26 protein-coding genes and 1 riboswitch are annotated in these 26,456 nt (G+C 52.9%); of the genes, 12 read left to right on the forward strand and 14 right to left on the reverse strand.

Going from position 1 to position 26,456, the window contains the following annotated elements:
• Positions 1 to 23: 23 nt before the first annotated feature.
• From LG52_RS11940 to LG52_RS11950, 3 genes are all read right to left on the reverse strand, one after another.
• Positions 24 to 2,150, reverse strand: a complete 2,127-nt coding sequence (locus LG52_RS11940; protein WP_044732108.1) for a heavy metal translocating P-type ATPase — start codon at positions 2,148 to 2,150, stop codon at positions 24 to 26.
• Positions 2,140 to 2,511, reverse strand: coding sequence for an ArsR/SmtB family transcription factor (locus LG52_RS11945; RefSeq protein WP_044732109.1), 372 nt, complete (start codon positions 2,509 to 2,511; stop codon positions 2,140 to 2,142). The genes LG52_RS11940 and LG52_RS11945 overlap by 11 nt, the downstream gene beginning before the upstream one ends.
• A 202-nt stretch (positions 2,512 to 2,713) precedes the next feature.
• Positions 2,714 to 3,481 (reverse strand): alpha/beta fold hydrolase, encoded by a 768-nt coding sequence (locus LG52_RS11950; protein ID WP_044732110.1) that lies wholly within the window; start codon positions 3,479 to 3,481, stop codon positions 2,714 to 2,716.
• A gap of 118 nt (positions 3,482 to 3,599) precedes the next feature.
• Here LG52_RS11950 and LG52_RS11955 point away from each other — a divergent pair, with 118 nt between their 5' ends.
• From LG52_RS11955 to LG52_RS11965, 4 genes are all read left to right on the forward strand, one after another.
• On the forward strand, positions 3,600 to 4,457 hold the full coding sequence (locus LG52_RS11955; protein ID WP_044732111.1) for a Cof-type HAD-IIB family hydrolase: 858 nt from the start codon (positions 3,600 to 3,602) through the stop codon (positions 4,455 to 4,457).
• Positions 4,458 to 4,604: 147 nt separating this feature from the next.
• Complete coding sequence (locus LG52_RS20285) at positions 4,605 to 4,757, forward strand: hypothetical protein (protein ID WP_015374103.1); 153 nt, start codon at positions 4,605 to 4,607, stop codon at positions 4,755 to 4,757.
• 2 nt (positions 4,758 to 4,759) lie between these two features.
• Entirely contained in the window at positions 4,760 to 4,960 is a 201-nt protein-coding gene (locus tag LG52_RS11960; RefSeq protein ID WP_044732112.1) for a DUF3813 domain-containing protein, read from the forward strand.
• Between the two features lie 120 nt (positions 4,961 to 5,080).
• On the forward strand, positions 5,081 to 5,944 hold the full coding sequence (locus LG52_RS11965; RefSeq protein ID WP_044732113.1) for a DegV family protein: 864 nt from the start codon (positions 5,081 to 5,083) through the stop codon (positions 5,942 to 5,944).
• Positions 5,945 to 6,181: 237 nt separating this feature from the next.
• Here LG52_RS11965 and LG52_RS11970 read toward each other — a convergent pair whose 3' ends face one another.
• Positions 6,182 to 7,243, reverse strand: coding sequence for an RNA-guided endonuclease TnpB family protein (locus tag LG52_RS11970; RefSeq protein WP_044732114.1), 1,062 nt, complete (start codon positions 7,241 to 7,243; stop codon positions 6,182 to 6,184).
• Between the two features lie 80 nt (positions 7,244 to 7,323).
• Entirely contained in the window at positions 7,324 to 7,605 is a 282-nt protein-coding gene (locus LG52_RS20605; protein WP_044732115.1) for a Fic/DOC family N-terminal domain-containing protein, read from the reverse strand.
• Between the two features lie 259 nt (positions 7,606 to 7,864).
• Between LG52_RS20605 and LG52_RS19130 the strand changes: the two genes are divergently transcribed.
• Positions 7,865 to 7,996, forward strand: a complete 132-nt coding sequence (locus LG52_RS19130; protein WP_008879040.1) for a DUF3941 domain-containing protein — start codon at positions 7,865 to 7,867, stop codon at positions 7,994 to 7,996.
• A 189-nt stretch (positions 7,997 to 8,185) separates the two neighbouring features.
• Positions 8,186 to 8,677: a YajQ family cyclic di-GMP-binding protein gene (locus LG52_RS11980; RefSeq protein WP_013146140.1), complete on the forward strand. Its 492-nt coding sequence runs from the start codon at positions 8,186 to 8,188 to the stop codon at positions 8,675 to 8,677.
• Positions 8,678 to 9,059: 382 nt separating this feature from the next.
• Here the strand turns inward: LG52_RS11980 and LG52_RS11985 are convergent, their stop codons facing one another.
• Together LG52_RS11985 and LG52_RS11990 are read right to left on the reverse strand one after the other, a co-directional pair.
• Entirely contained in the window at positions 9,060 to 9,950 is an 891-nt protein-coding gene (locus LG52_RS11985) for an Rpn family recombination-promoting nuclease/putative transposase (RefSeq protein ID WP_044732116.1), read from the reverse strand.
• Between the two features lie 377 nt (positions 9,951 to 10,327).
• Positions 10,328 to 11,836, reverse strand: coding sequence for an L-lactate permease (locus tag LG52_RS11990; protein ID WP_044732117.1), 1,509 nt, complete (start codon positions 11,834 to 11,836; stop codon positions 10,328 to 10,330).
• Positions 11,837 to 12,058: 222 nt separating this feature from the next.
• Here LG52_RS11990 and LG52_RS11995 point away from each other — a divergent pair, with 222 nt between their 5' ends.
• On the forward strand, positions 12,059 to 12,523 hold the full coding sequence (locus LG52_RS11995) for a helix-turn-helix domain-containing protein (protein ID WP_231578628.1): 465 nt from the start codon (positions 12,059 to 12,061) through the stop codon (positions 12,521 to 12,523).
• Between the two features lie 116 nt (positions 12,524 to 12,639).
• Positions 12,640 to 13,143: a DUF1572 domain-containing protein gene (locus tag LG52_RS12000; protein ID WP_044732118.1), complete on the forward strand. Its 504-nt coding sequence runs from the start codon at positions 12,640 to 12,642 to the stop codon at positions 13,141 to 13,143.
• Between the two features lie 131 nt (positions 13,144 to 13,274).
• Here LG52_RS12000 and LG52_RS12005 read toward each other — a convergent pair whose 3' ends face one another.
• From LG52_RS12005 to LG52_RS12025, 5 genes are all read right to left on the reverse strand, one after another.
• Positions 13,275 to 13,592 carry a hypothetical protein gene (locus tag LG52_RS12005; protein ID WP_044732119.1) on the reverse strand — a complete coding sequence of 106 codons (318 nt, stop codon included), beginning with the start codon at positions 13,590 to 13,592 and terminating at the stop codon, positions 13,275 to 13,277.
• A gap of 224 nt (positions 13,593 to 13,816) precedes the next feature.
• The gene (locus LG52_RS12010; protein ID WP_044732120.1) at positions 13,817 to 14,887 is read right to left on the reverse strand and encodes an ABC transporter substrate-binding protein; all 1,071 of its coding nucleotides are present in this window, start codon (positions 14,885 to 14,887) and stop codon (positions 13,817 to 13,819) included.
• Positions 14,888 to 15,691: an ABC transporter permease gene (locus LG52_RS12015; protein WP_044732121.1), complete on the reverse strand. Its 804-nt coding sequence runs from the start codon at positions 15,689 to 15,691 to the stop codon at positions 14,888 to 14,890. It lies immediately after the preceding gene.
• A complete protein-coding gene (locus tag LG52_RS12020; protein ID WP_197074547.1) occupies positions 15,688 to 16,497 on the reverse strand; it encodes an ABC transporter permease in 810 nt (269 codons plus the stop codon). The genes LG52_RS12015 and LG52_RS12020 overlap by 4 nt, the downstream gene beginning before the upstream one ends.
• Complete coding sequence (locus LG52_RS12025) at positions 16,494 to 17,555, reverse strand: ABC transporter ATP-binding protein (protein WP_044732122.1); 1,062 nt, start codon at positions 17,553 to 17,555, stop codon at positions 16,494 to 16,496. The genes LG52_RS12020 and LG52_RS12025 overlap by 4 nt, the downstream gene beginning before the upstream one ends.
• 329 nt (positions 17,556 to 17,884) lie before the next feature.
• On the opposite strand from LG52_RS12025, the gene LG52_RS12030 reads away from it, so the two are divergent.
• From LG52_RS12030 to metH, 3 genes are all read left to right on the forward strand, one after another.
• Positions 17,885 to 18,268, forward strand: a complete 384-nt coding sequence (locus LG52_RS12030) for a DUF7577 domain-containing protein (RefSeq protein WP_044733235.1) — start codon at positions 17,885 to 17,887, stop codon at positions 18,266 to 18,268.
• Between the two features lie 114 nt (positions 18,269 to 18,382).
• A riboswitch (SAM riboswitch) is annotated at positions 18,383 to 18,485 on the forward strand.
• 69 nt (positions 18,486 to 18,554) lie between these two features.
• Positions 18,555 to 20,405 carry a bifunctional homocysteine S-methyltransferase/methylenetetrahydrofolate reductase gene (locus LG52_RS12035; protein WP_044732123.1) on the forward strand — a complete coding sequence of 617 codons (1,851 nt, stop codon included), beginning with the start codon at positions 18,555 to 18,557 and terminating at the stop codon, positions 20,403 to 20,405.
• A complete protein-coding gene (gene metH, locus LG52_RS12040) occupies positions 20,398 to 23,808 on the forward strand; it encodes a methionine synthase (RefSeq protein ID WP_044732124.1) in 3,411 nt (1,136 codons plus the stop codon). Before LG52_RS12035 ends, metH begins: the two co-directional genes overlap by 8 nt.
• Positions 23,809 to 23,949: 141 nt before the next feature.
• Here the strand turns inward: metH and LG52_RS12045 are convergent, their stop codons facing one another.
• On the reverse strand, positions 23,950 to 24,369 hold the full coding sequence (locus tag LG52_RS12045; protein ID WP_044732125.1) for a PIN domain-containing protein: 420 nt from the start codon (positions 24,367 to 24,369) through the stop codon (positions 23,950 to 23,952).
• Between the two features lie 24 nt (positions 24,370 to 24,393).
• The gene (locus LG52_RS12050; RefSeq protein WP_013146163.1) at positions 24,394 to 24,687 is read right to left on the reverse strand and encodes an AbrB/MazE/SpoVT family DNA-binding domain-containing protein; all 294 of its coding nucleotides are present in this window, start codon (positions 24,685 to 24,687) and stop codon (positions 24,394 to 24,396) included.
• A gap of 441 nt (positions 24,688 to 25,128) precedes the next feature.
• Here LG52_RS12050 and LG52_RS12055 point away from each other — a divergent pair, with 441 nt between their 5' ends.
• Positions 25,129 to 26,358: an IS110 family transposase gene (locus LG52_RS12055; RefSeq protein ID WP_044732126.1), complete on the forward strand. Its 1,230-nt coding sequence runs from the start codon at positions 25,129 to 25,131 to the stop codon at positions 26,356 to 26,358.
• Positions 26,359 to 26,456 lie beyond the last annotated feature (98 nt).

Below are 26,456 nucleotides of genomic sequence, written 5' to 3' on the forward strand. Positions count from 1 at the left end.
GAAACGCTGCCGCAAGCCCCCTCTCATTCCTTCACCCGCAACAGGCGCATGCTGTTGAGTGTCACGAGCAGCGTTGCGCCCATATCGGCGAACACCGCAAGCCAAAGGGTGAGCCAGCCTGGGATGGCTGCGGCGAGCGCCAACGCTTTGAGCCCTAAGGCGAAGGCGATGTTTTGCCGGATGACGGCAAGCGTTCGGCGCCCAAGGCGAATCGTGTACGGCAGCTGGCGCAAATCGTCGGCCATGAGCACGACATCAGCCGTTTCCAAGGCGGTATCCGTCCCCGCCCCGCCCATCGCCACGCCGACATCGGCTGCGGCCAAGGCAGGGGCGTCATTCACCCCGTCGCCGACCATGGCCGTCACACCGCAACGTTGTTTCAGCTCGCGAATCGCAGCCAATTTCTCTTCCGGAAGCAATCCGGCGCGAATATCGGATACGCCCGCTTGACGGCCGATGGCCTGTGCGGTTTGCTCGTGGTCGCCCGTCACCATCGCCACTTCCGCCACCCCAAGGCGCCGCAGCGCGGCGATCGTGTGCGGGGCGGACGGCCGCAGTTGATCGGCCGCGGCGACAAGCCCCAACAACCGATCAGCGGTGCCAACGGCCATCACCGTTTTTCCTTCTTTGCGGAAGGCCGTGATTTGTTGTTCCGCTTCATTCGGCAATTTGCCGACCAAACTAGTGAACAAGGCAGGGCTGCCGATATAGTATGTGTCCCCCCCAATCACCGCCTTCACCCCTTGGCCGGTGAGCGATTGAAACCCATCGACGGACACATCGAGAAACGGCGCTCTCTCTTCTTCCGCTTTGCGGACAATGGCCGAAGCGAGCGGGTGCTGCGACCGATTTTCGATGGCAGCGGCGATGGTCAACAGTTGTTCGCGGCTTCCTTCATACACGACGATATCGGTCACAGCTGGCTCTCCTTTCGTCAACGTCCCAGTTTTATCAAAGGCTACGGCGCGCAGCCGGCCGATTTGTTCCAGATGAATACCGCCTTTAATGAGCACGCCCCGCCGGGCCGCGTTTCCGATGGCCGTGACAATCGCCACTGGGGTGGAGATGACGAGCGCGCACGGACAGCCGATGACAAGCACGGCCAAGCCGCGGTACAGCCAATCAAGCCAATCGCCTCCTATCATAAGCGGCGGCGCGATGGCGACAAGCAGCGCCGCCACGATAATAAACGGCGTATAATAACGGGCGAACCGGTCGACAAACGCTTGCGATGGGGCCCGCTCGGCTTGCACCTCTTCGACGAGATCGATCATTTTCGCCAATGTCGTCTCATCCGCTCGTTTTGTCACTTCAACTTCGAGAAAACCTTCTCCGTTCAACGTTCCGGCAAACACTGGATCGCCCACCGTTTTTCCCACCGGCAGACTTTCGCCGGTGATCGCCGCTTCATTCACGGTCGAGGCGCCGCTTATGACGATTCCGTCCAAGGCGATTTTTCCACCCGGCTTGACGATCATCACCTCCCCGACGCGAACGTCCTCAACGGGAACGGTCATTTCCTCCGCGCCGCGCCGAACGATCGCTTCAGCAGGGGCCATCTCCATCAACGAAGCGATCGACCGCCGCGCGTTCTCCATCGAGTAGCGCTCGAGTGCTTCACTAACAGAGAACAAAATGACAACAACCGCCCCTTCCTGCCATTCACCGATCGCCGCCGCACCGAGAATGGCGATCGTCATTAACGTCTTCATATCAAACTGCCAGCGGACCAAATTCCGCAGCCCTGTCCAAAACAGCGAATAGCCGCCGATCACGATCGCCGCCAAATACATCACGACCGCCAACATCCCCCTGTCCGCCGCATCCGCCGCAACGCCAAACAGAAGCAGCGCCACAGAGGCGAAGACATTTCGATTTTCTTTTCGCTTCCAAAACGGCTCCCGCCTGGCCGGGCGTTCGCGTTCTTCACGAATTGTCAACTGTTCAAACGCCCCCGCCTGCTCCAGCTGTTCGATCGTCGCTTCGCCCCAAACGGTAAGCTTGGCGGCGCCGAAATTGACTTTCGCCTCTTTGACGCCGGGCAAGGCTTTCACGTTTCTCTCAAACTTGGCCGCACAGTTCGTGCACGTCAGTCCTTGCACCCGGTACGTTTTCGCTTGTAGTTGGTCCAACGCCTGTTCATTCCGCACGGCGATCCCCCTCTTTCTGGTGGGCGAGCGCGACAAGCAGCAACTCGCGAATATGTTCATCATCAAGCGAATAAAAGGCAAGTTTTCCATCTTTCCGGTATTTCACGATTCCCTGTTTGTATAGAATGCGCAAATGATGCGATGTCGTTGCCACCGTCGCGCCGATCACGTTCGCTAGGTCACAGACGCACAGCTCCTTTTCGCCGCAAAGCGCATACACGATTTTCGCCCGGTTTTCATCGGCAAGCGCCTTGAAAAACGGCACAATGGCGGCAATGTTTTCATCACGAAGCCGCCGCTGAACCCGTTCAACCTTCTCTTCGTCATAACAGTAAACATCGCAGACATCATTGCGACGCATTTCCTCTCTCTCCTTGCCAACATTCAAATGTTTATTTGAATATAGAATACCATATCCCCTCCCTATATTCAAATATTTATTTGAATGAAAAGCGTGCTTCGCATGTAAAAAATCCGCCTTCTTTGTTTCAAAAGGCGGATTTCAATTTTGCAAGGCCCACTCTAACTTGCCCGGGCAATGTGTTCGCTGTCGTAGATGTTGCTTACACATACTCGCGAAACCAGCGCACCGTCTCCAAAAACGCTTCACGCGTCACTTTATGGCCGGCGTCCGGGTCAGCGATGAATTGCAGCCGGTCCTCGTTTCCTTCATAAAGTGGTTTAATTTGCTCGTAAAACTCATATGTATAAGCATACGGGACGACTTGGTCGGCTTTCCCGTGCCAGATGAACAGCGGTCGTCCGGCGAGCTTTTCCGGCTGCTTGGATAAATCGTAGCGGGCGAGCTTTTCTTTTTCGAGCGCAAGCAGCGTCGGCGGCATCGGGATGTCGATGCGGCGTCGTTTCGCTCCATCCATCATCGCGTCAAAAAACGCGCTGTAGTTCGGACAGCCCATGAGCGCCACCGCCGCCTTCACCCACGGATAAACGGCAAGCGCGCCGAACGTGATGATCCCGCCCATCGACGTCCCGGCGAGCCCGATCCGTTTTGGATCGGCAAGCCCGTGATTCACCAGTTCGCTTTTCATCTCGTCGATTTCGGTGATCGTTCGTACGACAATGTCCCAAAATGACAGCTGCAGTTTCCGTTCGCTTAAGCCCTGCCCCCGCTCGCCGTGAAACAGCGCGTCGGGAAGCACGGCGCGGTAGCCCGCTTCCGCAAGCAAATAGCCGAAATGCAAATTATGTTCTTTCGCGCTTGTAAAGCCGTGGATAAAGAAAATGAGCGGCAGCCGTTCGTCCCGCTTTTCCAGCTTGACAACGTGAAGAACCGGCACGCCAGCCAATAGTTCTTTTTCAACGATGACCATTGCAGTTCAAACCCCTTCTGTCTTTTTCCATCGCTGTATAGTGTATCATATAGACAGCGATTTTGGAAAAGAGTTACACTATGTAGTGTGAAGAATAACGAAGGCAAAGGAGTCGAACATGAAGCCGTATTTAATCGCCCTGGATTTGGATGGAACGTTGCTCAAAGAGGATAAAACGATTTCCCCGTTCACCAAAGACGTCATCCGCCGCGCCATCGACGCCGGCCATTTCATCGTCATCGCCACCGGTCGGCCGTATCGTGCGAGCCGCATGTATTATGAAGAGCTTGGGCTTACGACGCCGATCATCAATTTCAACGGCGCGTTTGTCCATCACCCGCGCCAGCCGTCGTGGGGCGTGCGCCATTCCCCGCTGCCGCTTGCGGTCGTCAAAGACATTGTCGAGCTTGGGGAAACATACCGAATCAAAAACATTTTAGCGGAAGTGATGGATGACGTGTATTTTCACGAACATGACGACATCTTGCTTGACATTGTCCGCCTCGGCAATCCAACGATTGAAATCGGCGATTTGCGCCGCTCGCTCGGCAAAGACCCGACAAGCGTGCTCGTATATACCGACAGCGATCATATCGAACACATTCAATCACATTTGTCAAACGTATACGCCAACGTCCTGCACCACCGGCGCTGGAACGAACCGTGGCATGTCATTGAAATCATCCGCCACGGCGTCCATAAAGCTGTCGGCCTCAAACAAGTTGCCGACTGCTTCGGCATCCCGCGGGAACGCGTCATCGCCTTTGGCGATGAAGACAACGATCTGGAAATGATCGCATGGGCCGGTCTTGGCGTCGCGATGGGCAATGCCATCGAGCCGTTGAAAACCGTGGCCGATGATGTGACAAAAAGCAATGAAGAAGATGGCATCGGCTTGTATTTGCAAGACATCCTAGGCCTGCAGCCTTCTTCCCGTTCAGAAAGACCCGGAACGGATAACACCTCGCTCTTGTGATGCCATCAGCCCACGCGATTCCCCATCGAGCGAAACGGATGGATGAACGATCCGTTTGTAACGAATTTCCTTACTACTGTTCCCTGTCCGCGGTTACACTATACATGACGCAACGCGCGTCTTCATTTTTTAAAGGGGGAATCCGTCATGGGCAAACGGAACAAATCGAAGCGTTTCGTCCAGCAAAGCGTCGATGCGGTCGAACGGCATGACAAGCGAATCCCTTATCACTTGACTTACGCCGAAGCGGAAGCGCGCAAAGCAGAAAAAGCGGTGGAAACGTCGCTTGGAGGAGCGTAACGATGGGCAATCGTCTTTTCCAGGAAGCGCGCAAAGCAGTCGCGCAGGCGAAACAAGCCGCCAGCGGCGAGACCGATATGAGCGTTGACCGCGCCATTGCCATCGCCAAAAACGCCTTGTCATCCGCGTACGCGCATTCCAACACGGCGGAAAAAGCGCAGTTGCGTCAATTTCAAGCCGAGCTTGATGAGCTCACCCAATAACGGCTGCGGGCTTTCCGCAGCCATTTTCTTCCCTAGGGCCGCCATTCCCATTGTGTTTTACTGTCAAAAACGCTACACTAAACATATGAATCGTGATTCATCACTAAGGGGGATTTCCATATGCCCATCCAAATCATCACCGACAGCGGAGCAGATTTGCCGCAATCGTACATCCGCGAGCACCACATCGCCTTTTTGCCGCTTGTCGTCCATTGGAACGGCCAAGATTACGAAGACGGCGTGACGATCGAGCCGAAGCGAGTGTATGACGCCATGCGCGGCGGAGATGTCGTCAGAACCGCGCAGCCAAGCCCCATGGCGATGAAAGAGCTGTTTTTGCCATACGCCAAAGAAAATCGGCCATGTTTGTATATCGCCTTTTCCTCAAAATTATCCGGTACATACCAAACGGCGATGGCCGTCCGCAGCGAACTGCTCGACGAATATCCAGACTTCCAGCTGACGATCATCGATTCAAAATGCGCCTCGCTCGGCCAAGGGCTCACTGTCATGAAAGCGGTCGAGCTGGCGGAGCGAAACACACCGTACAACTTGCTTTGCGAAACGATCGAAGCGTATTGCCGCCATATGGAGCACATTTTCACCGTCGACAACTTGGACTACCTCGCGCGCGGCGGACGCATCAGCAAAGCCGCCGCAGCGTTCGGCGGACTGCTCAACATCAAACCGCTTCTCTACGTCGAAGATGGCGCCCTTGTCCCGCTTGAGAAGCTGCGCGGGCGAAAAAAAGTGTTGAAACGCATGGTCGAACTGATGGGCGAGCGCGGCGACGATCTGCCAAAGCAAATGATCGGCATCAGCCACGCGGATGATGAAGAAACCGCGCTCGAACTGAAGCGAATGATCGAGGAAACGCACGGCTGCACGCGCTTTTTCCTCTCCGACATCGGCAGCGCCATCGGCGCCCACGCCGGTCCGGGGACGATTGCCCTCTTTTTTCTGAACAAGTATATTGAAATATGACATCTTTCCCGCCGAACGAAACAAAGGCGCCTGCACAGCACAGGCGCCCGTCCTCATCACCGAAGCTGATCAAGAAGGTTTTGACACTCCACACGCCTAAAGGGCGTGGGATTCTTGGGTCGTTCGCGTCCTCATCCATTTCTGGTTCAGACAACGCCCAAGTTCAGGGGTGTGTCATCACCCCGTCCCATCGGGTTAAGTTGTACCCCAATGGGCGGCGCACCTGTGACCCGTGCGCTAGGTTGGGCGGCGAAGCCCCGAAATCGCTTTGGCGATGTTGATCGCTCCATTCAAGTCGGCGTGGATGGTGTATCCGCACTTTTGGCATCGGAAGTGGATGCCGTTTCGGTTCGCTTTCTCCCGATGCCCGCATCGGCATGTTTGACTGGTGTAGGTCGGATTCACCCACTCGACCCGAATGCCCGCCATTTCGGCTTTGTAGGCAATCATCGTTTGCAGTTGATGGAACGCCCATGAATGAAGACTTCGTCCCGCTTCTTTGGCCGAAGCGGCTCGTTTCCGAATCCCCGCCAAATCTTCCATCCGAATCACGCCAACACCGTTGGCAAGGGCAAAACGGACGATTGGACGGCTGATTTTATGGTTCATATCCTTCATCCAGCGGGACTCTTTATCGCCGATTTTGCGAATCATATGAAGCTTCTTCGCTTGGCCCAACGTTCGCCGCAAAGCCGCATATCGCCGGCGCACAAAGGCGCATTGGCTCCCTTTGAAAAACCACGATTTCGTTCCCACGCTGGCAACGGCGATATAGCGAAGCCCAACGTCAACCCCCATCGCCTTTGTTTCGTGCCGCGGCTTGACTTCAAATGCGACCGCGATCGCCAAGAACCATTTCTTTCGCTTTTTGTAGAGCTTGGCCGCCCCTTGTTTGGCGGTTCCATGGATCAGCCGATCCAGCCATGCCTCTTGATAGGGGCGCGTGACGACAGGCACGCCAATTCGCTTCTCCAGTGTGGGGAAGGAAACCGTGTAGAACGCTCCTTTCTTTTCCACCTTTATGTTTTGATTGTTAAAGCAACACCAAAATGTTCGGAACTTCTTTGCCTTTTGTTTTTTCTTTTGGGACTTCACTTCTCGAATCGTTTGATTCACGACAGCGGAAGGAAACCGCTGCGACGAAAACTCTTGAAACAGTTTGCTCGTCGCTTGATTCAGCTTGGGATGATTCAACAGCCAATTCGCAAATTCTGTGTTCCATTCTGTCATTCGCTCGTACATTTCCTGCTTGGCTTTCGTTGGGTTGTGCAGTTCTAGCCTGAGTGTGATCGTGGGCATGGATTCACCCCCTTTTCTTTTGCGATTCCACATCGCGTTCAGTTGTTTTCGTTCTTCGATATTCTTGTCCCATATATGAATTATATCCGTTTAACGATTATACTGCGACACTTAAAGATAAAAATGGTTGCTCTAAGCAATCCGATTAAGGATTGCCGAGCAACGCCGTCTTTCATCCCACGATTGAAACCGTGGGCTTCAGACGTTTTTTTCTGTAATCCTTCCATTTTCGTCGACTGCACCGCTTCCTTCAGCATGATCGGTGTGAGCAGGAATCGAGGATGCAGCTTTGAATGCCGAAGCATCGTTTGGTACTCAACCATCGTCTTATTCGCTTCGATCAACTCACGAAGAAAACGCATTTGATTCACTACATCTTCACCAAGCGGAAGCTTGAAGGGGACAAACAGTTTTCGCTTCCTTTTTCATTCCCCTTTACACACATTGTTAACGATCCATATTCATCATGTTACAAACATTGATCATACTCTGAAGCGCACCATTGGTTAAGAAAAATTCTCATGTCGCCCTTCCACAAACTACCTCCACCCATTTCGATATATTTCATTTCCATTTGCCACATACTAATGATGCACGATCGGAATTAAGGGAGGGCGACCCATGCCAAACACAAGCGACAACGACAAAAAAGCGCGCGACAACCAAGCGAAGCGCCATGAGAAAAACATGATGCGCGAGAAAAACCGCGAAGCGGGGAAATTCGCGTATTCGAAGAAGACGGATCATTTATGATTGGCGTAATGAAAGGCGGCTGAATAACCGCCTTTTTTGCTTTGTCTTTCTCCATTTCAGCATGATGTCATATACCATCCACTTCCAACCAAAAAGACGAAACGAACCTTCTTGTCCCCTTGCTTATTGTTGCCTTCCCACCCACCATTTCCTATAATGAAAGTACATCACACGCCCGGGAGGTTGCTTATGTCGAAAGAAAGTTCGTTTGACATCGTTTCAAAAGTCGATTTGTCGGAAGTGGCGAACGCAATCAACATCGCCATGAAAGAAATTAAAACACGCTATGATTTCAAAGGAAGCAAAAGCGATATTTCGCTGGAGAAAGACGAGCTCGTTCTCATCTCGGACGACGAGTTTAAGCTTGAGCAGCTGAAAGACGTGCTCATCGGCAAGTTGATTAAGCGCGGGGTGGCGACGAAAAACATCCAATACGGCAAGATCGAGCCGGCTGCAGGCGGCACGGTGCGCCAGCGCGCCAAGCTTGTCCAAGGGATCGATAAAGAGAACGCGAAAAAAATCAACACGATCATCAAAAACACCGGCCTAAAAGTGAAAAGCCAAGTGCAAGACGACCAAATCCGAGTCAGCGGCAAAAGCAAAGACGACTTGCAAAAGGTGATCGCCGCCATTCGCGAAGCCGATTTGCCGATTGACGTGCAGTTTGTGAACTACCGTTGAACACTCCCTGATTTGCCCTAGCGTTTAAAGACAAGATATTGGAAAGACGCTGATTTCCCCACTTACTGTGCGAATCGCTTAGAAGTGGGGAATCTTCTTTCACTGCCTAGAAGCTTGGTGATTTCATTGATAATGGGGCGCGAAAAGCATTTCTCTCAGATGGTGTTGCAAAAACGAGGGTAAAAACTCGAAGTGACACATAAGGATGCAACACAACACATGGAGCCCATAGCGATGGAATCCATACCATCGTAGCTATTCGAGTCCGTAGTTTTTCAAATTTTTGAAGGTGACGCATAGATGAAAGCCGCCGAAAAACCGACGCCTCGGCATTTCGACGGCTCCCCGCTTGCCCATTGGATGGAGTTCCATTCTTATGTTGTCACTTTTTCAGCCTCTCTATTTTCTCGATCGGCAATCCTGTCAGCTCATGAATCGTTTCTACATTATACCCTTTGGCCAGCATTCTCTTCGCAATGTCCATTTTCCCTTCCTCAATTCCTTTTTTGCGTCCTTGTTCCATTCCCTGTTTTATTCCTTGCTTTATTCCCCGTTGTTCATACGAGATGATGAGCTCCATCACTTGTTTCGCTTCCTTCGTCTCCATTTGGCTCACCTCGTTTCGCAGTTGGATTTCCTCTTGTTCGGACAGCGTCAAATACGTTTCAAAAAATCCGAACAACAGCCGCTGCCTCGCCTCGTCAAGCTCAAGGCGGACAAGCATGCGCAAAAACTCTTTTTTCACTTCAATCCTTTCGTCTTCATTATACCCCATTTTGCTTAACAAGGCGGCGGCAACCGGATTGTCTTGGCGGATGTACTCGCGCCACGGCAGTTTGCGCAATTCCACCGTGAGAAAACGAAAATCGAGAACCGTCAGAAACGGAAACCGGATGATCAATGAGGAAGGTTCATCATGGTGTTCGTCATAGCTGAAGATGGCGATCGGAAGAATGCGGCGGCGGTATTTTTGAAACAAGCGGCTGAAATAGATGAACATTCGTTCAGAAAACGTTGATTGCGTATAGCTTTGGTGTTCCACGTGGACGATGATCAGTCCATCTTCCCCTTTCAGCTTCGTCTCGAACAATAAATCGACACGGTGCTTCTCCCCGACGATGACGTCGGTAAAGACTTCTTCCGAGAGAAAGGAAAGATGGTGGAAGTCAACCTGCTCGTAAACTTTCGGAAAGAAGAGAAGCAAAAAATCTTCAAAAAACGTCGACAACAACTCTTTGAACAACCGGTCATGGTCCGTTCGTTGTTCGGCCACGTTTTCCCTCCTTACCAGCTGGATTTCACCGTATCCTATTCGCTCTTTCCCAAACAAAATCCTTCTTCTTTCTTTGCTTTTTTCTTCCTTCTCATGCGCTCCTTCCTATGAATCACCGAGCACGATCCGTTCCCGAACACCTTCCTTTATAAATCGAGCAGGAGGGGGCGGCTATCCCCCCGTCCCCTTACACCACCTAGCATGCGGGCCCGCACTAGGCGATTCGTCAACCTTGACGGAGTTCGATATATAGAATAATATTACAGAAACTTGGATCCACCAAAGAAATTTTTTGCATGACCTTGGAACTCCTTTGGTCAAATCCCCCAAAAAACTCCTAACAAAATGCTTCCTTCCAAGGGAACCGCCCCTTCCACTTAAACAGGCAAACCGGCATCAGACGCCGGCCGCCCGATGAGCACACCGACAACAATGATCACAAGCGACGCACCGACAATCGGTCCCACAAGACGCATCGCCTCTCCTTCCCCTCCCGAACGGCCAATGGTGGCCGCAACTAAGGCGAGCCGCGCTGGTGAGGCCATCGTCATGTACGCCGCGGCGACGTTTTGCGCCGCGGCGTACCAAATGGTGGGTTCATGCAATTGCTCGGCCATCGCCCGCTGAAATGGGGAAAACATGGCGTTCGCCGCGCTGTTGCTTCCGCTCACCCAGCCACCAAGCGCGCCGACGAACGGCGACACGGCAAGAAACGCCGCCCCCGCCCAAACGGCGGCTTGTGCGGCCATCACGCCCGTCATTCCTGCCCCGTCCATCACCGATGACATGGCGATAAAGCCGATTGTCGCCATGGCGGCGGGAAACACTTGTTTCAACGTCTTCTTGATGCAAGCCATCCCCTCAGTCATGCGAAGGCGATACAGTTTAAGCGCAACGACGGCGGCGAGGCACAACGCAAACCCAGGGCTGTACAAAAGCTCGAGGCGGAAGCCATAAGCCGGCCACTGCCAAACGCCAACCGTGGTGGCGATATGCCGGATCGAGGGGAAAAAGTGGGTGACAAAAATATAGCCAACCAGCACAACATACGGCCATAACGCTTTTCCGAGCGGCTGCCGTCCTTCCCCTTCATTCGTCCCGCGTCTGCCAAGGAGCGCTTGGCACTTCCAGTATCCGACAAGCAACAGCGCCGCCGCCCCACCTGCTGCTGCCCCGGCCAGTTCGACCGATACATAGACGCTGACCGCCCATGTGACCGATGCCAAGCTGACAAACACGATCAAGATGCCATCAAGATGCAGGCGAACCGCCCGCCACCCTTCGCTGATCACAACGACCACGAAGGTGTAAAGCAAATAAAGCGGGATATGCAGCCATGGGCTGTATTCGCCAAGCTCATGAAGCGGAACGCCCGACAGTTCGGCATTAATGACCGTGCCGATGGCGAGCGCTCCCCACGGGACGGCTGATTGGGTCAACAGCGCTATGTCATCGCCTTGCGTGCTGGAAATCCAAGCGCCGCATACAACGGGGCGACGATGACGACGGCCAGTCCAAAGCCGCTGACCGCCTCCAAAAATGGGCCTAACGCCGCCGACAACAACAGCGCCTGCTCCGACCTCGTCCGACCGGAGCGGGAAATCCAAGTGGAAAGCGCCCCGATCGCTCCCCCCCGCTTCCAACACATGGTGCAAGAGCAGCCCAAACACAAGGACATAGACGACAACCAGCGCCAACAGCACGCCGTGCACGGTAAAATGCATGACCTCACTGACCGAAGCATGAAACAGAAACAGCGACAGCCCTGCCGCCAGCGCATAACAGCCGAGCGCCGCCTTCATCGCCGGCATCTTTCGCCATCCGATCGCGGCCAATGCCCATAAAAGCGGCAGCGCAGCCAACAGCCAGCAGATCGTGTCTCCCACTTTTTTCTCCTCTCCCCCTCCACCTATCTATCCACTATAGTGTATATGAATATCTTATTTTTCTACTAAAGGGTATTTCAAGACAAAAAATTCCACGATCGTGTACAATATAGCATAAGAAGGAACACGATCATGAACTTTGCTCACAATGTACGCGCTGTCCGAAAACAAAAAAGGCTGACGCTGCAGGCGCTATCAGAGCGGTGCGGCATCAGCTGATCGATGCTGTCGCAAATCGAACGCGGCGAAAAAAACCCGACGATCCAAGTCGCCTGCCAAATCGCCGCCGGATTGGGGGTGACACTATCCGAACTTCTTGGCGAACATGAACCGAAGGAAATCATCATGATCAAAAAAGAGGAGCGGTACGTGTACCGCGATGAGCAGAGCGGCTTTGAGCGCCATCTTCTTTCCCCCGTTTTTCCGGGGCAGCCGATCGAATTCATTTTGAACATCATCCCTCCCGGCCAACAATCGGGGGTGTTTCCGCCCCATCCGAAAGGAACAAAAGAGTATATTGCCGTCGCCAGCGGAACATTGCGCGTCGTGCTGGGGGAGCGTCACTATGATTTGCACGAGGGGGACTCTCTTTATTACGACGCCGCCTGCGAACATCAATTTATCAACACGGGCAAAGAAGAGTGCCGCTATTATCTGATTATTCACTCGCCCGCTTCGAAAACATGACTCGGAATCATGTCCGCCCAAAGCGTTGCTTTTTTGGTTTGTGCCGTCACATGGCAAGAAATCACAGCATCGACGGCGAATAAAAGAGATGACATTTCTTTGACGGAGGTGTGTGAATGAACATCGGCCAAGAATATTTGCGAGTGGTGCGCGCACGCTTTCTCGACATGAAAAAGACCGCCGAACGGGCTATGGATCAATGTTCGGAGGAACAGCTGTTCCATTGCTTTAACGAAGAAGCAAACAGCATTGCCATCATTGTCAAACATATGAGCGGAAATATGGTGTCGCGCTGGACGGACTTTTTTTCGTCGGATGGGGAAAAACCGGACCGAAACCGCGATGATGAGTTTATCAACGACTTCCATACGCGCGAAGAAGTCATGGCTTGTTGGGAAAAAGGGTGGTCTGCTTTCTTTCAGACGCTGAACGAACTGCAAGAAACAGATTTGTTGCGGACGGTCACGATCCGGGGCGAACCCCATTCCGTCATCGAAGCAATTGAACGGCAAATGTACCATTATTCGTATCATATCGGACAAATCGTCTATATCGCCAAGCAGCTGAATGCAAACAACTGGAAAACACTAACCATACCACGAAATCGAAAAACAACATAGGCCGTTCCTTATTCGAATCATCATGAAAACGTCATCCGCCTATTGGAACCGTCAACCGATAGATAAAGGTGGATGACTTCTTTTTGTTGCTTGCTGTTCCTTCACAATCATACCACTTATCGGGATCATGGTCAGCGCCGTGAAAGTTTCACAATGCCGACCAACAAACAAACCATCCCCACTCCCCACGCCAGCCCCGCCTTGCCGAGAAGAAAGGAGATTTCTTCTGATGCCTGTGTATGGGTAAGATCAAAGGAAATCGCCTTCAGCGCAAATGAAACAGCCAGAGACAGCAACAAGAAATGGGCCAATATCCACAGAAACGCCCCCCTCTCGCGATTCCTTCGCCAAAGAAAAACGATTGTCGCAACCGCGATCAACATGACAACCGAAAAGCCGCCGATGAGCATATCCATCACATTTTCTTCCATAGGCAAATGCTTGGGCAACGTTCCTTCCCACTCCCCTCTTTTTTATAACATCATGTCTTTCTATTCTTCTTCCCTGCGTTCGATCCCTTCTTTATTTATGAAAAGGTAAAAACGCCGCCACATGGCCTTTTTCATCCCCGGAGGCTAGGGAAGCGGCGCAACCCTTTCCTCCAATCAAAAGCAGGCGCCCATCCCTATAAAGGGAGACGACGCCCACTTCGGCGGTGATCCAATGGATTTGTTCACTTTTGCTGCATCTTGAACTCTAAAAACAGCTCGTTGTAGTAGGCGAGCATGCGCTTTCCTAAGTTTTCGTACACTTCCAAATGCCCTGCCGAATCCAAATCAGGGTAAAAGCGCCGATCACCGGCGATGTCTTTCGGCAAATAGGCAAGCGCCTTTTTGTTCGGCGTCGAATAGCCGACATACTCGGCGTTTTGCGCCGCGTGTTTCGGGTCGAGCATAAAATTGATAAACACATGCGCCCCTTCGATGTTTTTCGCTGTTTTCGGAATGACCATGTTGTCAAACCATAAGTTGGAGCCTTCTTTCGGCACGACATAGTCGAGCTTGTCATTTTCCGCGATGATTTCCGCCGCATCGCCCGACCAGACGACACCAACGGCCGCTTCCTCATTGGCGAGAAGCATCTTGATTTCATCGCCGACAATCGCCTTCACATTGGGCATGAGCCGATCGAGCTTTCGCTTTGCTTCTTGCAGATGGGCTTTGTTCGTCTCATTGAGCGAATAGCCGAGGCTGTTTAACGCCATGCCCATTACTTCGCGCGCTCCGTCGACAAGCAAAATTTGATTGCGCAAGTCCGGGTCCCATAAGTCGTTCCAGCTGGTGATTATCTTGCCGCCAAGCATTTTCTTGTTGTAGACGATGCCGACCGTCCCCCAAAAATACGGCACCGAATACCGGTTGTGCGGATCAAACGACAAGTTGAGGAACCGCGGTTCAATATATTTTAAATTCGGCAGCTTGTCGTGATCGAGCGGCAGGAGCAGTTTTTCCTCGATCATTTTGCTGATGGCGTAGTCCGACGGAACGGCGACATCAAACGTCGCGCCGCCTTGGGCGATTTTCGCCATCATCGCCTCGTTGGAATCGAACGTTTCATAAATGACTTTCCACCCGGTCTCTTTTTCAAATTGACGAATGAGCGCAGGGTCAATGTAATCGCCCCAATTGTAGATGGTCACTGTTTTGCCGCCGTATCCTTCCGCTTCGTTCAAACGCTCGGTGATAAACATGAGAGCGAACGCCGCGATGAACACGGCCGCAAACCCTTGAACAAGCCGTTTCACCTACTTTCGCCCTCCTATTCCGTATACGCGGCCGCCTCTTTGGCTGAGCACATAATAGCCGACGACAAGCAGCATCGTAAAGAAAAATAACAGCGTCGACAGGGCGTTAATGGACAGCGAAATGCCTTGGCGCGCCCGCGAATAAATTTCCACCGACAGCGTTGAAAAGCCGTTGCCGGTGACGAAAAACGTCACGGCAAAGTCATCGAGCGAATACGTGAGCGCCATGAAAAAGCCCGCCCATATGCTCGGCGCCAAAAACGGCAGCACCACACCCGACAGCACTTGCCAATGCCCCGCTCCTAAATCGCGCGCCGCATCGATCAACGTCGGGCTCATTTCCTCCAGTTTGGGGAGCACCATCAATACAACAATCGGCACGCTGAACGCGATATGGGACAACAGCACAGATGTAAACCCTAGTTGAATGCCAGCGATCGTAAACAACAGCAAAAACGAAGCGCCGATGATGACGTCCGGGCTGACGATCAGCACGTTGTTGAGGGCGAGAAGGGCGTTTTTCGCCCGCTGCCGCTTGACATAGTAAATCGCCAATGCCCCCATGACTCCTAAAATCGTCGCGATCGCCGCGGACAATAAGGCGATGACAATCGTATTCAGCACGATCATCAACAATCGATCGTCCGACAATACATCGCGATACCATTTCAAGGTGAACGATTGAAAATCGTGCATCGCCCCGCCGCTGTTGAACGAATAATACATCAAATAGACAATCGGCGTATACATCACGGCAAACACGACCAAAAGATACACGCGTCCCCACCAATGTGTCCGTTTCATCGGCTTCCCTCTTTCCTTCCGGTTCCTGTCAAGACGACAATGACGGCCATCGCCGCCATTAAGACAACGGCGATCGTCGCCCCCATCCCCCAATCTTGTGTGACAAGGAAGTGCTGCTCGATGGCGGTGCCGAGCGTAATGACACGGTTGCCCGCGACAAGACGCGTAATCATAAACAACGACAATGCCGGGATAAACACGGCTTGGCAGCCGGCCTTCACCCCGCTAAGCGTGAGCGGGAAGACAACGCGGCGGAACGTCGTCCACGCCGAAGCGCCTAAATCGCGGGCGGCATCGACAAGCGACGGCGGCAATTCTTCAAGAGCATTAAAAATCGGCAGCACCATAAACGGAATAAAAATGTACACCGATACAAACACAAAGCTGAAATCGGTAAACAACAGCTGCCGTGCGCCGATGCCAAGCGTCTGCAACAGGGCGTTGGCCAAACCGTACGTGCCGAACAGCCCTAAAAACGCATACACCTTCAGCAACAAATTCACCCACATCGGCAAGATGAGCAACAACAGCCATAACTGCTTGTGCTTCGTTTTTGTCAGCCAATAGGCGGTAGGATAGCCAATCAACAGCGACACAAGGGTAATCAAAAACGCGTACCAAAACGAATAGGCCATCATTTTCAAATAAATGGGCGTCAACACTTTTTCATAATTCGCAAGCGTCCAATGCCCATCCATATCCAAAAACGATTCGTACAATAAGAAAACAATTGGGGCGATGACAAACAAAACAAGCCAAATGCCATAAGGGACTAAATACCAGTTCCGCCACGCCCGCTCCATCATTCGCCCCCGTCCTCCCTTTCATCCCGCATGACGTGAATCGCTTCCGGTTCAAAACGAAGGCCGACGATTTCCCCGACTTCCGCCTTTTTCGTCGAATGGACAAGCCATTCATTCCCATTTTCATCGTAGCCGCAAATTTCATAATGGACGCCGCGGAATAAGAGCGAATCGACACGAATGACGATCTGGCCGGCTTCCGGCGCTGCAAGTTCCAAATCTTCCGGGCGGATGACGACGTCGACCGGTTCATTCGGGGCAAAGCCGCGGTCGACGCAAACGAAGCGCTGGCCGGCAAACTCAACGAGGAAATCTTCGATCATGCGCCCCGGTAGAATGTTCGATTCCCCGATAAAATCAGCGACAAACCGGTTCACTGGCTCATCGTAAATCTCTTTTGGGGTTCCAAACTGCTGAATTTTCCCTTTATTTAGAACAAAAATGTAATCAGACATCGCCAGCGCTTCTTCTTGATCATGCGTGACGAAAATAAACGTGATCCCCAACCGGCGCTGCAGTTCACGAAGTTCGTACTGCATTTCCGTGCGCAGCTTCAAATCCAACGCCGACAGCGGCTCATCAAGAAGCAGCACTTCCGGCTCATTCACAATCGCCCGGGCAATCGCGACACGCTGCCGCTGGCCCCCGGACATCTCTTGAATGCGGCGGCGCTCATATCCTTCCAAATTGACAAACTGGAGCGCTTCGCTCACTTTGCCGCGAATGTCCGCTTCTTTCATTTTTTTCACGCGCAAGCCAAAGGCAACGTTTTCAAATACGTCAAGATGCGGAAACAAGGCGTAATCTTGAAAAACAGTATTGACTTGCCGCTTGTTCGGCGGGACGTTCTGAATCGGCTTCCCGTGGAAATAAATCGTTCCTTGCGTTGGCTCGATAAACCCCGCAATCAGCCGCAAAATCGTCGTCTTCCCGCACCCCGACGGCCCAAGCAGCGTATAAAACTTTCCGCGCTCAATCGCAAAGCTGACATCATCCAATACCGTCATGCCGTCATATTCCTTCGTCACTCGCTCGAAGCGGATGATTTCTTCTCCGTTCACTTCCAGCCCCCCGTCTTCTTCATTTCTATCATTCCTAATTAGAACATAGGGGCAGCGAAAGTGCAACGACAAAACGATCGTTGAACCATCTTCCCCGCCCATGTCAATGCTTTAAGAAGGGAAAAATGGTCGACGATGCAATTGACAAGGCAACATGCCGCCCATTTTCCTCTCTTACAGAAGCTTGTCTGTCAGACATAATCAAAGCATTGAAAAAATAGATTCAAAATATTTTTACCACTATCGGCTCAAACGTTTCTATTGAACATGGCAAAAACCAATTTTTTCTATTATAATATATCTATGAATTCTGTTAGGGAGGAATGAAATTGAAAAGCATTAAGCCCGGCCGCGGCCCATCGATGCAAGGATTGGTTGGAAGCATCGCCGCTGTATTGTTCGGCGTCTTTTGGATGGTGATGGCGTCCTCGATCACCGCTGATTCGCCGTTTCCCGCCGCCCGCTTTTTTCCGTTTTTCGGCCTTGTCGTCATCGCAATCGGCGTGTTTCAAGGGATTTACCATTACAAAAACGCGACGGGAAAACAGCGCATGTCCTTGTTGGACATTGTCGACAGCGAGGAAGAGCCCGACCCGCTGAACGTCCGATTCGGAAGCCATAAACAGCCAAACAAGCATTGTCCTCATTGCGGCGGGCATGTGCGGCACGATTTCCAATTTTGCCCCCGATGTGGGAAAGCGCTTCTCCCTTGATTCGGGAAATTCTTTTTTTGAAATTTCCTTGCTTCACCGTATTGAATAATTTCGAAAAATACATTAAATTATATAGTAATCATCAAAACGTCACCGCACAATTGCATACCGGCATTCTTATCAAGAGAGGGGGAGGGACTGGCCCGATGAACCCTCAGCAACCTGGCCCGCGGCCAAGGTGCTAAATCCAGACAGGCGGAAGCCTGGAAGATAAGAAGAAGCGAATGAAAAGTCTTCTTCTTAGAAGGCTTTTTTCTTTTACTACGGAGAAACGGGGGAATGGAACGTGGGATTGCTGGATGAGTTGAAAGAACGCATTCTCATCGCTGACGGAGCGATGGGGACGCTTCTATATTCGCACGGCATCGACCGTTGTTTTGAAGAATTGAATCTATCCAATCCAGATGAAATCGTTCACATTCACGAGGCGTATATCGCCGCGGGCGCCGATGTCATTCAGACGAATACATACGGCGCCAACTATGTGAAACTCGCCCGCTACGGCTTGCAAGACGATGTGCCGGCGATAAATCGCGCCGCTGTAAGGCTGGCGAAACAAGCGGCGAACGGACGGGCATACGTGCTTGGAACGATCGGGGGGCTGCGCACGTTAAACAAAAGCGTCGTCACGCTCGAAGAAGTGAAGCGGACGTTTCGCGAGCAGCTGTTTGTGTTGCTAGCGGAAGGGGTTGATGGCGTACTGCTCGAAACGTATTACGATTTGGAAGAGTTGGAGGCAGTGCTTGCCATCGCCCGCAAAGAGACCGACTTGCCGATTATCGCTCACGTCTCGCTTCATGAAGTCGGCGTCTTACAAGATGGCACGCCGCTCGCGGACGCCCTTGCCCGCCTAGAGGCGCTCGGGGCCGATGTCGTCGGACTGAACTGTCGTCTCGGTCCGTATCATATGCTTCGGTCGCTCGAGGAAGTGCCGCTGCCAAAGCAGGCGTTTTTGTCGGCGTATCCGAACGCCAGCCTTCCGGATTACCGCGACGGCCGGCTTGTCTATGAGACGAACGCTGAATATTTCGAGGAAACGGCCAAAGCGTTCCGCGACCAAGGGGTGCGCTTGATTGGCGGGTGCTGCGGTACGACGCCGAAACATATTGAAGTGATGGCGAAAGCGCTCTCCGACCGAACGCCAGTGACGGAAAAAACGGTGAAACGGCGCGCCACCTCTGTATCTGTTTCCGCTGACATCCCGTCAGCGGCCACGCCGCTTCCCGAGCTCGCCCGCACGCGCCGCTCGGTCATCGTCGAGCTCGATCCGCCGAAAAAGCTCGGCATTGACGAGTTTCTCACTGGGGCGAAGGCGCTCCATGACGCCGGCATCGACGCGCTGACGTTGGCTGACAACTCGCTCGCCACACCGCGCATCAGCAACGCCGCTGTCGCCACGATCATCAAGGAGCGGCTCGGCGTCCGCCCGCTTGTGCATATTACATGCCGCGATCGCAATTTGATCGGCTTGCAGTCGCATTTGATGGGCTTGCATACGCTCGGCATCACCGACGTGCTCGCCATTACCGGCGATCCGTCGAAAATCGGCGACTTCCCAGGGGCGACGTCGGTGTATGATTTATCATCGTTCGATTTGATCCGCTTGATCCGCCAGTTTAACGAAGGGCTGTCGTACTCGGGCAAACCGCTTGGGCAAAAAACGAACTTCTCGATCGGCGCTGCGTTCAACCCGAACGTCCGCCATTTGGACAAAGCGGTCGAGCGGATGGAGAAAAAAATTCAGTGCGGCGCTCACTACTTCTTGACCCAACCAGTTTACTCGGAAGAAAAAATCGTACAAATGTACGAGGCGACGAAACACCTTGACACGCCGATTTACATCGGCATTATGCCGCTTGTGAGCGCGCGCAACGCCGAGTTTTTGCATCATGAAGTGCCAGGGATCACCCTTTCCGATGAGATTCGCGCCCGCATGGCCGCCTGCGGCGGCGACCCGGTGCAAGCAGCCAAGGAAGGCATCGCCATCGCCAAATCGCTCATTGACGCTGCGTTCGATTTGTTTAACGGCATTTATTTGATCACGCCGTTTTTGCGCTATGACATGACGGTCGAGCTTGTCCGCTACATTCACGAAAAAGAAGCGGCCCTGAAAGAAAGGAAGGTTGTTCATGGCTAAGGTCTCCTTAGAACAGCAGCTGAAGAAAAAAATTCTTGTCATCGACGGCGCCATGGGCACGATGATCCAAAGCGCGAATTTATCGGCCGCCGACTTTGGCGGCGAGGCGTATGAAGGGTGCAACGAATATTTGACATTGACCGCCCCGCATGTCATCCGCGGCATCCATGAAGCGTATTTAGGAGCGGGCGCCGATATCATCGAAACGAACACGTTCGGGGCGACACGCATCGTGCTGGATGAATACGGCCTGGGTCATTTAGCGCTTGAGCTGAACATCGAAGCGGCCAAGCTCGCCAAACAAGCAGCGGAATCGTTTTCGACGCCGGACTGGCCGCGCTTTGTCGCCGGTTCGATGGGCCCGACGACGAAAACGTTGTCGGTTACAGGCGGGGCGACGTTTGATGAGCTTGTCGCCGCCTACGAAGAACAGGTGCGTGGGCTGTTGTTGGGCGGCGTCGACCTTCTTCTGCTCGAGACGTGCCAAGATACACTCAATGTCAAAGCCGGTTTTCTCGGCATTTCGAAGGCGTTTGAGGCGGTCGGCCGCCGCGTTCCGCTCATGATTTCCGGCACGATCGAACCGATGGGCACGACGCTTGCCGGGCAGGCGATCGATGCGTTTTTCATCTCAGTGCGCCATATGAAGCCGATCGCCGTCGGCTTAAACTGCGCGACCGGCCCGGAGTTTATGACCGACCATTTGCGCACGCTCGCCTCGCTTGCGGATACGGCGGTCAGCTGTTACCCGAACGCCGGTCTGCCGGATGAGGAAGGCCGCTACCATGAAACACCGGACATGCTGGCGGAGAAAATCCGCCGCTTTGCCGAAAAGGGATGGATCAACATCGTCGGCGGGTGCTGCGGCACGACGCCCGACCATATTCGCGCCATTGCCGAAGCGGTGCGTGATCTTCCACCGCGGGCAATCCCGTCTTCGTTTGATGTGCACGCCGTCTCGGGCATCGATGCGCTCATTTATGATAAAACGATGCGCCCTCTCTTTGTCGGCGAGCGGACAAACGTCATCGGTTCGCGCAAATTCAAGCGCCTCATCGCCGAAGGCAAGTACGAAGAAGCGGCGGAAATCGCCCGTGCCCAAGTGAAAAACGGCGCCCATGTCATCGACATTTGCTTGGCCGACCCGGACCGCGACGAACTCTATGACATGGAACAGTTCGTCCGCGAAGTCGTGAAAAAAGTGAAAGTGCCGCTCGTCATCGACTCGACCGACGAGCGCGTCATTGAACGGGCCCTCACCTACTCGCAAGGGAAAGCGATCATCAATTCGATCAACTTAGAAGACGGTGAGGAGCGGTTTGCGAAAGTCGTTCCTCTCTTGCACCAATACGGCGCCGCCGTCGTCGTCGGCACGATCGATGAACAAGGGATGGCCGTCACCGCAGAGCGGAAACTTGAGATCGCCTTGCGTTCGTATGACTTGCTGGTGAACCGCTACGGCGTCCCAGCGCGCGACATCATTTTCGACCCGCTCGTCTTCCCGGTCGGCACTGGCGATGAGCAATACATCGGCGCGGCGAAAGAAACGATCGAAGGCATCCGCCTCATTAAAGAGCAGCTGCCCGAGTGCTTGACGATGCTCGGCATCAGCAACGTCTCGTTCGGCTTGCCGCCGGCCGGACGCGAGGTGCTCAACTCCGTCTTTTTATACTATTGCACGCAAGCCGGGCTCGATTACGCCATCGTCAACACCGAGAAACTGGAGCGTTTTGCCTCGATTCCGGAAGAGGAAGTGCGGATGGCCGAGGCTCTGCTGTTCGATACAAACGACGAAACGTTAAACGCCTTTATCGAATTTTACCGAAGCAAAATCACCGCCGCCAAACCGGCGCAGACGAACTTGAGCTTGGAAGAGCGGCTTGCCCGCTACGTCATTGAAGGGTCGAAAGACGGGCTCATTCCCGATTTGGAAAAGGCGCTTGAGATCTACTCCGATCCGCTGTCGATCATCAACGGCCCGCTTATGGCCGGCATGGATGAAGTCGGGCGGCTGTTCAACAACAACCAGCTCATCGTCGCCGAAGTGCTGCAAAGCGCGGAAGTGATGAAAGCGGCCGTCGCCTTTTTAGAGCCGTATATGGAAAAGAAAGAAGGAAGCACAAAAGGAAAAGTCATTCTCGCCACCGTCAAAGGCGATGTCCATGACATCGGCAAAAACTTGGTCGACATCATTCTAAGCAACAACGGCTACGAGGTGATCGACCTCGGCATTAAAGTCGCCCCGCAGCAACTCATTGAAGCGGTGCGCGAACATCAACCGGACATCATCGGGCTGTCGGGCCTGCTCGTCAAATCGGCCCAGCAGATGGTCGTCACCGCCCAAGATTTGCGGCAAGCGGGCATCTCGATCCCGATTTTGGTCGGCGGCGCCGCCTTGACGCGCAAGTTTACGGAAAACAAAATCGCGCCCGAATATGACGGCATCGTCTTGTACGCAAAAGACGCCATGGACGGGCTCGCGCTCGCCAACCAAATCCAGCAAGGCGAGATCGACTACACAAAAAAAGAAGCGGCCGAAAGCGAGCCAGCGCGGCCAACGGCGGTCGCCACCGCAGTCAAATCGAACGTCTCGACCGATGTGCCGGTCTACGTCCCGGCGGACCTCAACCGCCACGTGCTGCGAAATGTGCCGCTTGACCACATTCTGCCGTACGTCAACTGGCAAATGGTGCTCGGACACCACCTCGGCTTGAAAGGAAAGGTGAAACGGCTGCTTGAGGAGAAAGACGAAAAAGCGTTGGCGTTAAAAGCGGTCGTCGACGAACTCATCGCCGAAGCGAAAGATCATCACTGGATTCAGCCCGCTGGCGTCTACCGCTTCTTCCCGGCGCAAAGCGACGGCAACCGGGTATACATTTACGATCCGTCCGACCGGCAAACAGCGCTTGAAACGTTTGACTTTCCGCGTCAGCCGAGGCCGCCGTACCTTTGCCTTGCCGATTACTTGAAATCAAAAGAAAGCGGCGAAATGGATTACGTTGGCTTGTTCGCCGTCACCGCCGGGCATGGCGTCCGCGAACTCGCCCAGCGTTGGAAAGACGAAGGCGAATTTTTGAAAAGCCACGCCATCCAAGCGCTGGCGCTCGAGATTGCCGAAGGATTTGCCGAACGAATCCATCAAATTATGCGCGACCGCTGGGGCTTCCCGGACGATCCAGATTTCACGATGGAAGAGCGCTTCGCCGCCAAATACCAAGGCCAGCGCTACTCGTTCGGCTACCCGGCCTGTCCGAACTTGGAAGATCAGGAGAAACTGTTCCGTCTCCTTCATCCGGAAGACATCGGCATCCGCCTCACCGACGGCTATATGATGGAGCCCGAAGCATCGGTTTCGGCGATCGTCTTCGCCCATCCGGAAGCGCGGTATTTCAATGTGTTATAAGCAGGAAACGAGCTGGACTATGTGAGCCAGCTCGTTTGCTTTTTTACGCACCTTGGCGTTTCCTATTTTGCAGCAAAAAAGACGGGGGATTGGCGCTCTGGGAAAACCACGATGTTTGTTCACGTGCCAGCCATCATTGATTCAAATGATGGATTCAGGCATATAACATTCCCCGCCAAGCCGACGAAAATCTTTTTCGTTCCAGGTGATGATCCCTTGAATGGATGAAGTGTGCTCCACCAGCGCCGAAAGATACGCATCAGCAAAATCGACGCTGCAACGGGCGTAAGCATCTAATGCCTTTTCAACAACTTCTTTGCCTGTCGTCTTAACACAGGAAGCCTCTATAATTTGCTTCAGCTTGCTTGCGATCTCTCCTTTCGTATACCCGTACCGTTTCGACTCAAGCACCCAGCAGCATTCCGCGACAACAAGAGGATGCAATAGGAACACAAATTCACCGTTGACCGCCTTTTCAAACACCCGATAGGCAACCGAAGATTGTTCCTCATCGTCATTGGCTAAAAAACGAATGATGATGTTCGTATCTAAAATATACATGTTTCATCCTCTTCTCCCTATCATCTACTCCTCGTTCTTTTCCCTTTTGGACATCCGTTCCTCTTTCGCCTGTTTGCGAATATCCGCCCATGCCATCGGACGGCTGTCTCCCCTAGGCGGCATGGTGCCGAACAAAGATAGCAGCGCATCTTTCTTTTTCACCTTTAACGTCACCTCTTGATTTTCCCCATAAACAAACGCGACTTGGTCTCCCGGTTCTGCCCCAAGCACTTCTCTGATCTTCATTGGAATCGTCACTTGATGTTTCGAAGAAAGTGTGGAGTAATACGTGTACGTTTCATGTGAGGATGGCTTCATCACGATTCCTCCTCGTATAGTATGTTTAGAAAGATTTTTAAATCGAATTTCCAGTTCGATATGCTCCTTGACAATCGCATATTCTTGGGTGACTTGCCCACGGGGGAGGGGCGTCCCTCCCCCGTGGGTCGCAAACATATTTCACAAACATCGGGGTTGGACTTTTCGCGATGTTCCTAGACAATGATCTTGAGGATCATCGGGGACACTCTTCTTCCTCCTGTAGCCTTGACTACTCGTGAAGTCTGTCTCCCCGGCTCCTGTTCGGACGTCCAACCCCGAGGCTCGACGTTGGTTCCCCATGCTGGAAGGAGCAGCTTCCAGGCAGCCCATGGTCCAACGTGAGTTCTCATACGCGAGGGTGACTGGTCAACAGGCGCGGTCCGGGGTCATCCCGAAGAGTCCCAACCCCACGATCCTACTACGATTGGAGGTGATCTCATGAAACTCTACGTCGGGATTGACGTGAGCTCGACGGACTTATACACGTGTATCATGGATCAGGAAGGAAACACTTGCGCACAATTCAAGGTGGACAACCATCTCCTTGGCGCGACCTTCCTTCGCGATCAAATCCTCCTGTGGGCCAACAAACGCCAACCATCCGAAATTCTCATCGGGATGGAAGCCACTTCGGTTTACAGCTGGCATCCGGCGATGTTTTTCCATCAACAGGAGGAGCTAAAATCCTGGCATGTCAAGGTATTTACCATCAATCCCAAGCTCATTCGCAAGTTTAAAGAAGCTTACACCGACTTGGATAAAACGGACGGCATCGATGCGTGGATCATCGCGGATCGCCTTCGCTTCGGCCGCTTGAAAGTCACCGCTGTCATGCACGAACAGTTTATTGCGCTTCAGCGGCTCACACGCATGCGCTATCATCTCGTCCATCAGCTCACTCGAGAGAAGCAATACTTCCTCCAGCACTTGTTTTACAAGTGCAGCTCGTTTACTCAAGAGGTGGACAGCTCCGTGTTCGGACATGCCATCTTAGAGCTTCTTCTTGAGTCGTTTAGCTTAGACGACATCTCTCAGATGGACGTGCAGCAACTTGCCGACTTCTTGCGCCAAAAAGGACGCAATCGCTTTGCCGATCCGGAATGCATCGCCAAGTCCATTCAAAAGGCGGCTCGTTCGTCGTATCGGCTTTCCAAGTGTGTCGAGGATTCCATTGATTTGCTTTTAGGGCTGTCGATTCAATCCATTCGCAGCCTTCAAGCGCAAATCAAAGAGCTCGACAAAGCGATTAGTCGCCATTTGGAAGGCATCCCGAATACGTTACAAACGATTCCTGGCATCGGTCCAGTCTACACTGCTGGCATCTTAGCCGAAATTGGACAAATCGAGCGATTTGACAACCAAGCCGCCTTAGCGAAGTATGCAGGTCTGACTTGGTCCAAGCACCAATCGGGGCGCTTCCAAGCCGAGGATACTTCCCTCATTCGTTCCGGTAATCGCTATCTCCGTTACTACCTAGTGGAGGCTGCCAACTCGGTACAACGGCATGATGCGACGTTTCGCGCGTACTATCGGAAGAAGTACGAGGAAGTGCCAAAGCATCAACATAAACGAGCCCTCGTCCTTACCGCTAGAAAACTCGTGCGTGTGATCGATGCGCTGCTACGCAACGGTCAAATCTACACGCTAAGAAAGGGGGAAGATCGATAGGGGTATCGATCTAACTGATTTTGTATCAAAACCCAGTTAATGACATAAGACAAGACTGGGCTTCTTTAGTATTGCCTTTTTTCGGGTCATCGGACAAA

This window comes from Geobacillus kaustophilus, assembly GCF_000948285.1.
In the GTDB taxonomy this organism is placed as follows: Bacteria; Bacillota; Bacilli; order Bacillales; family Anoxybacillaceae; genus Geobacillus; species Geobacillus thermoleovorans_A.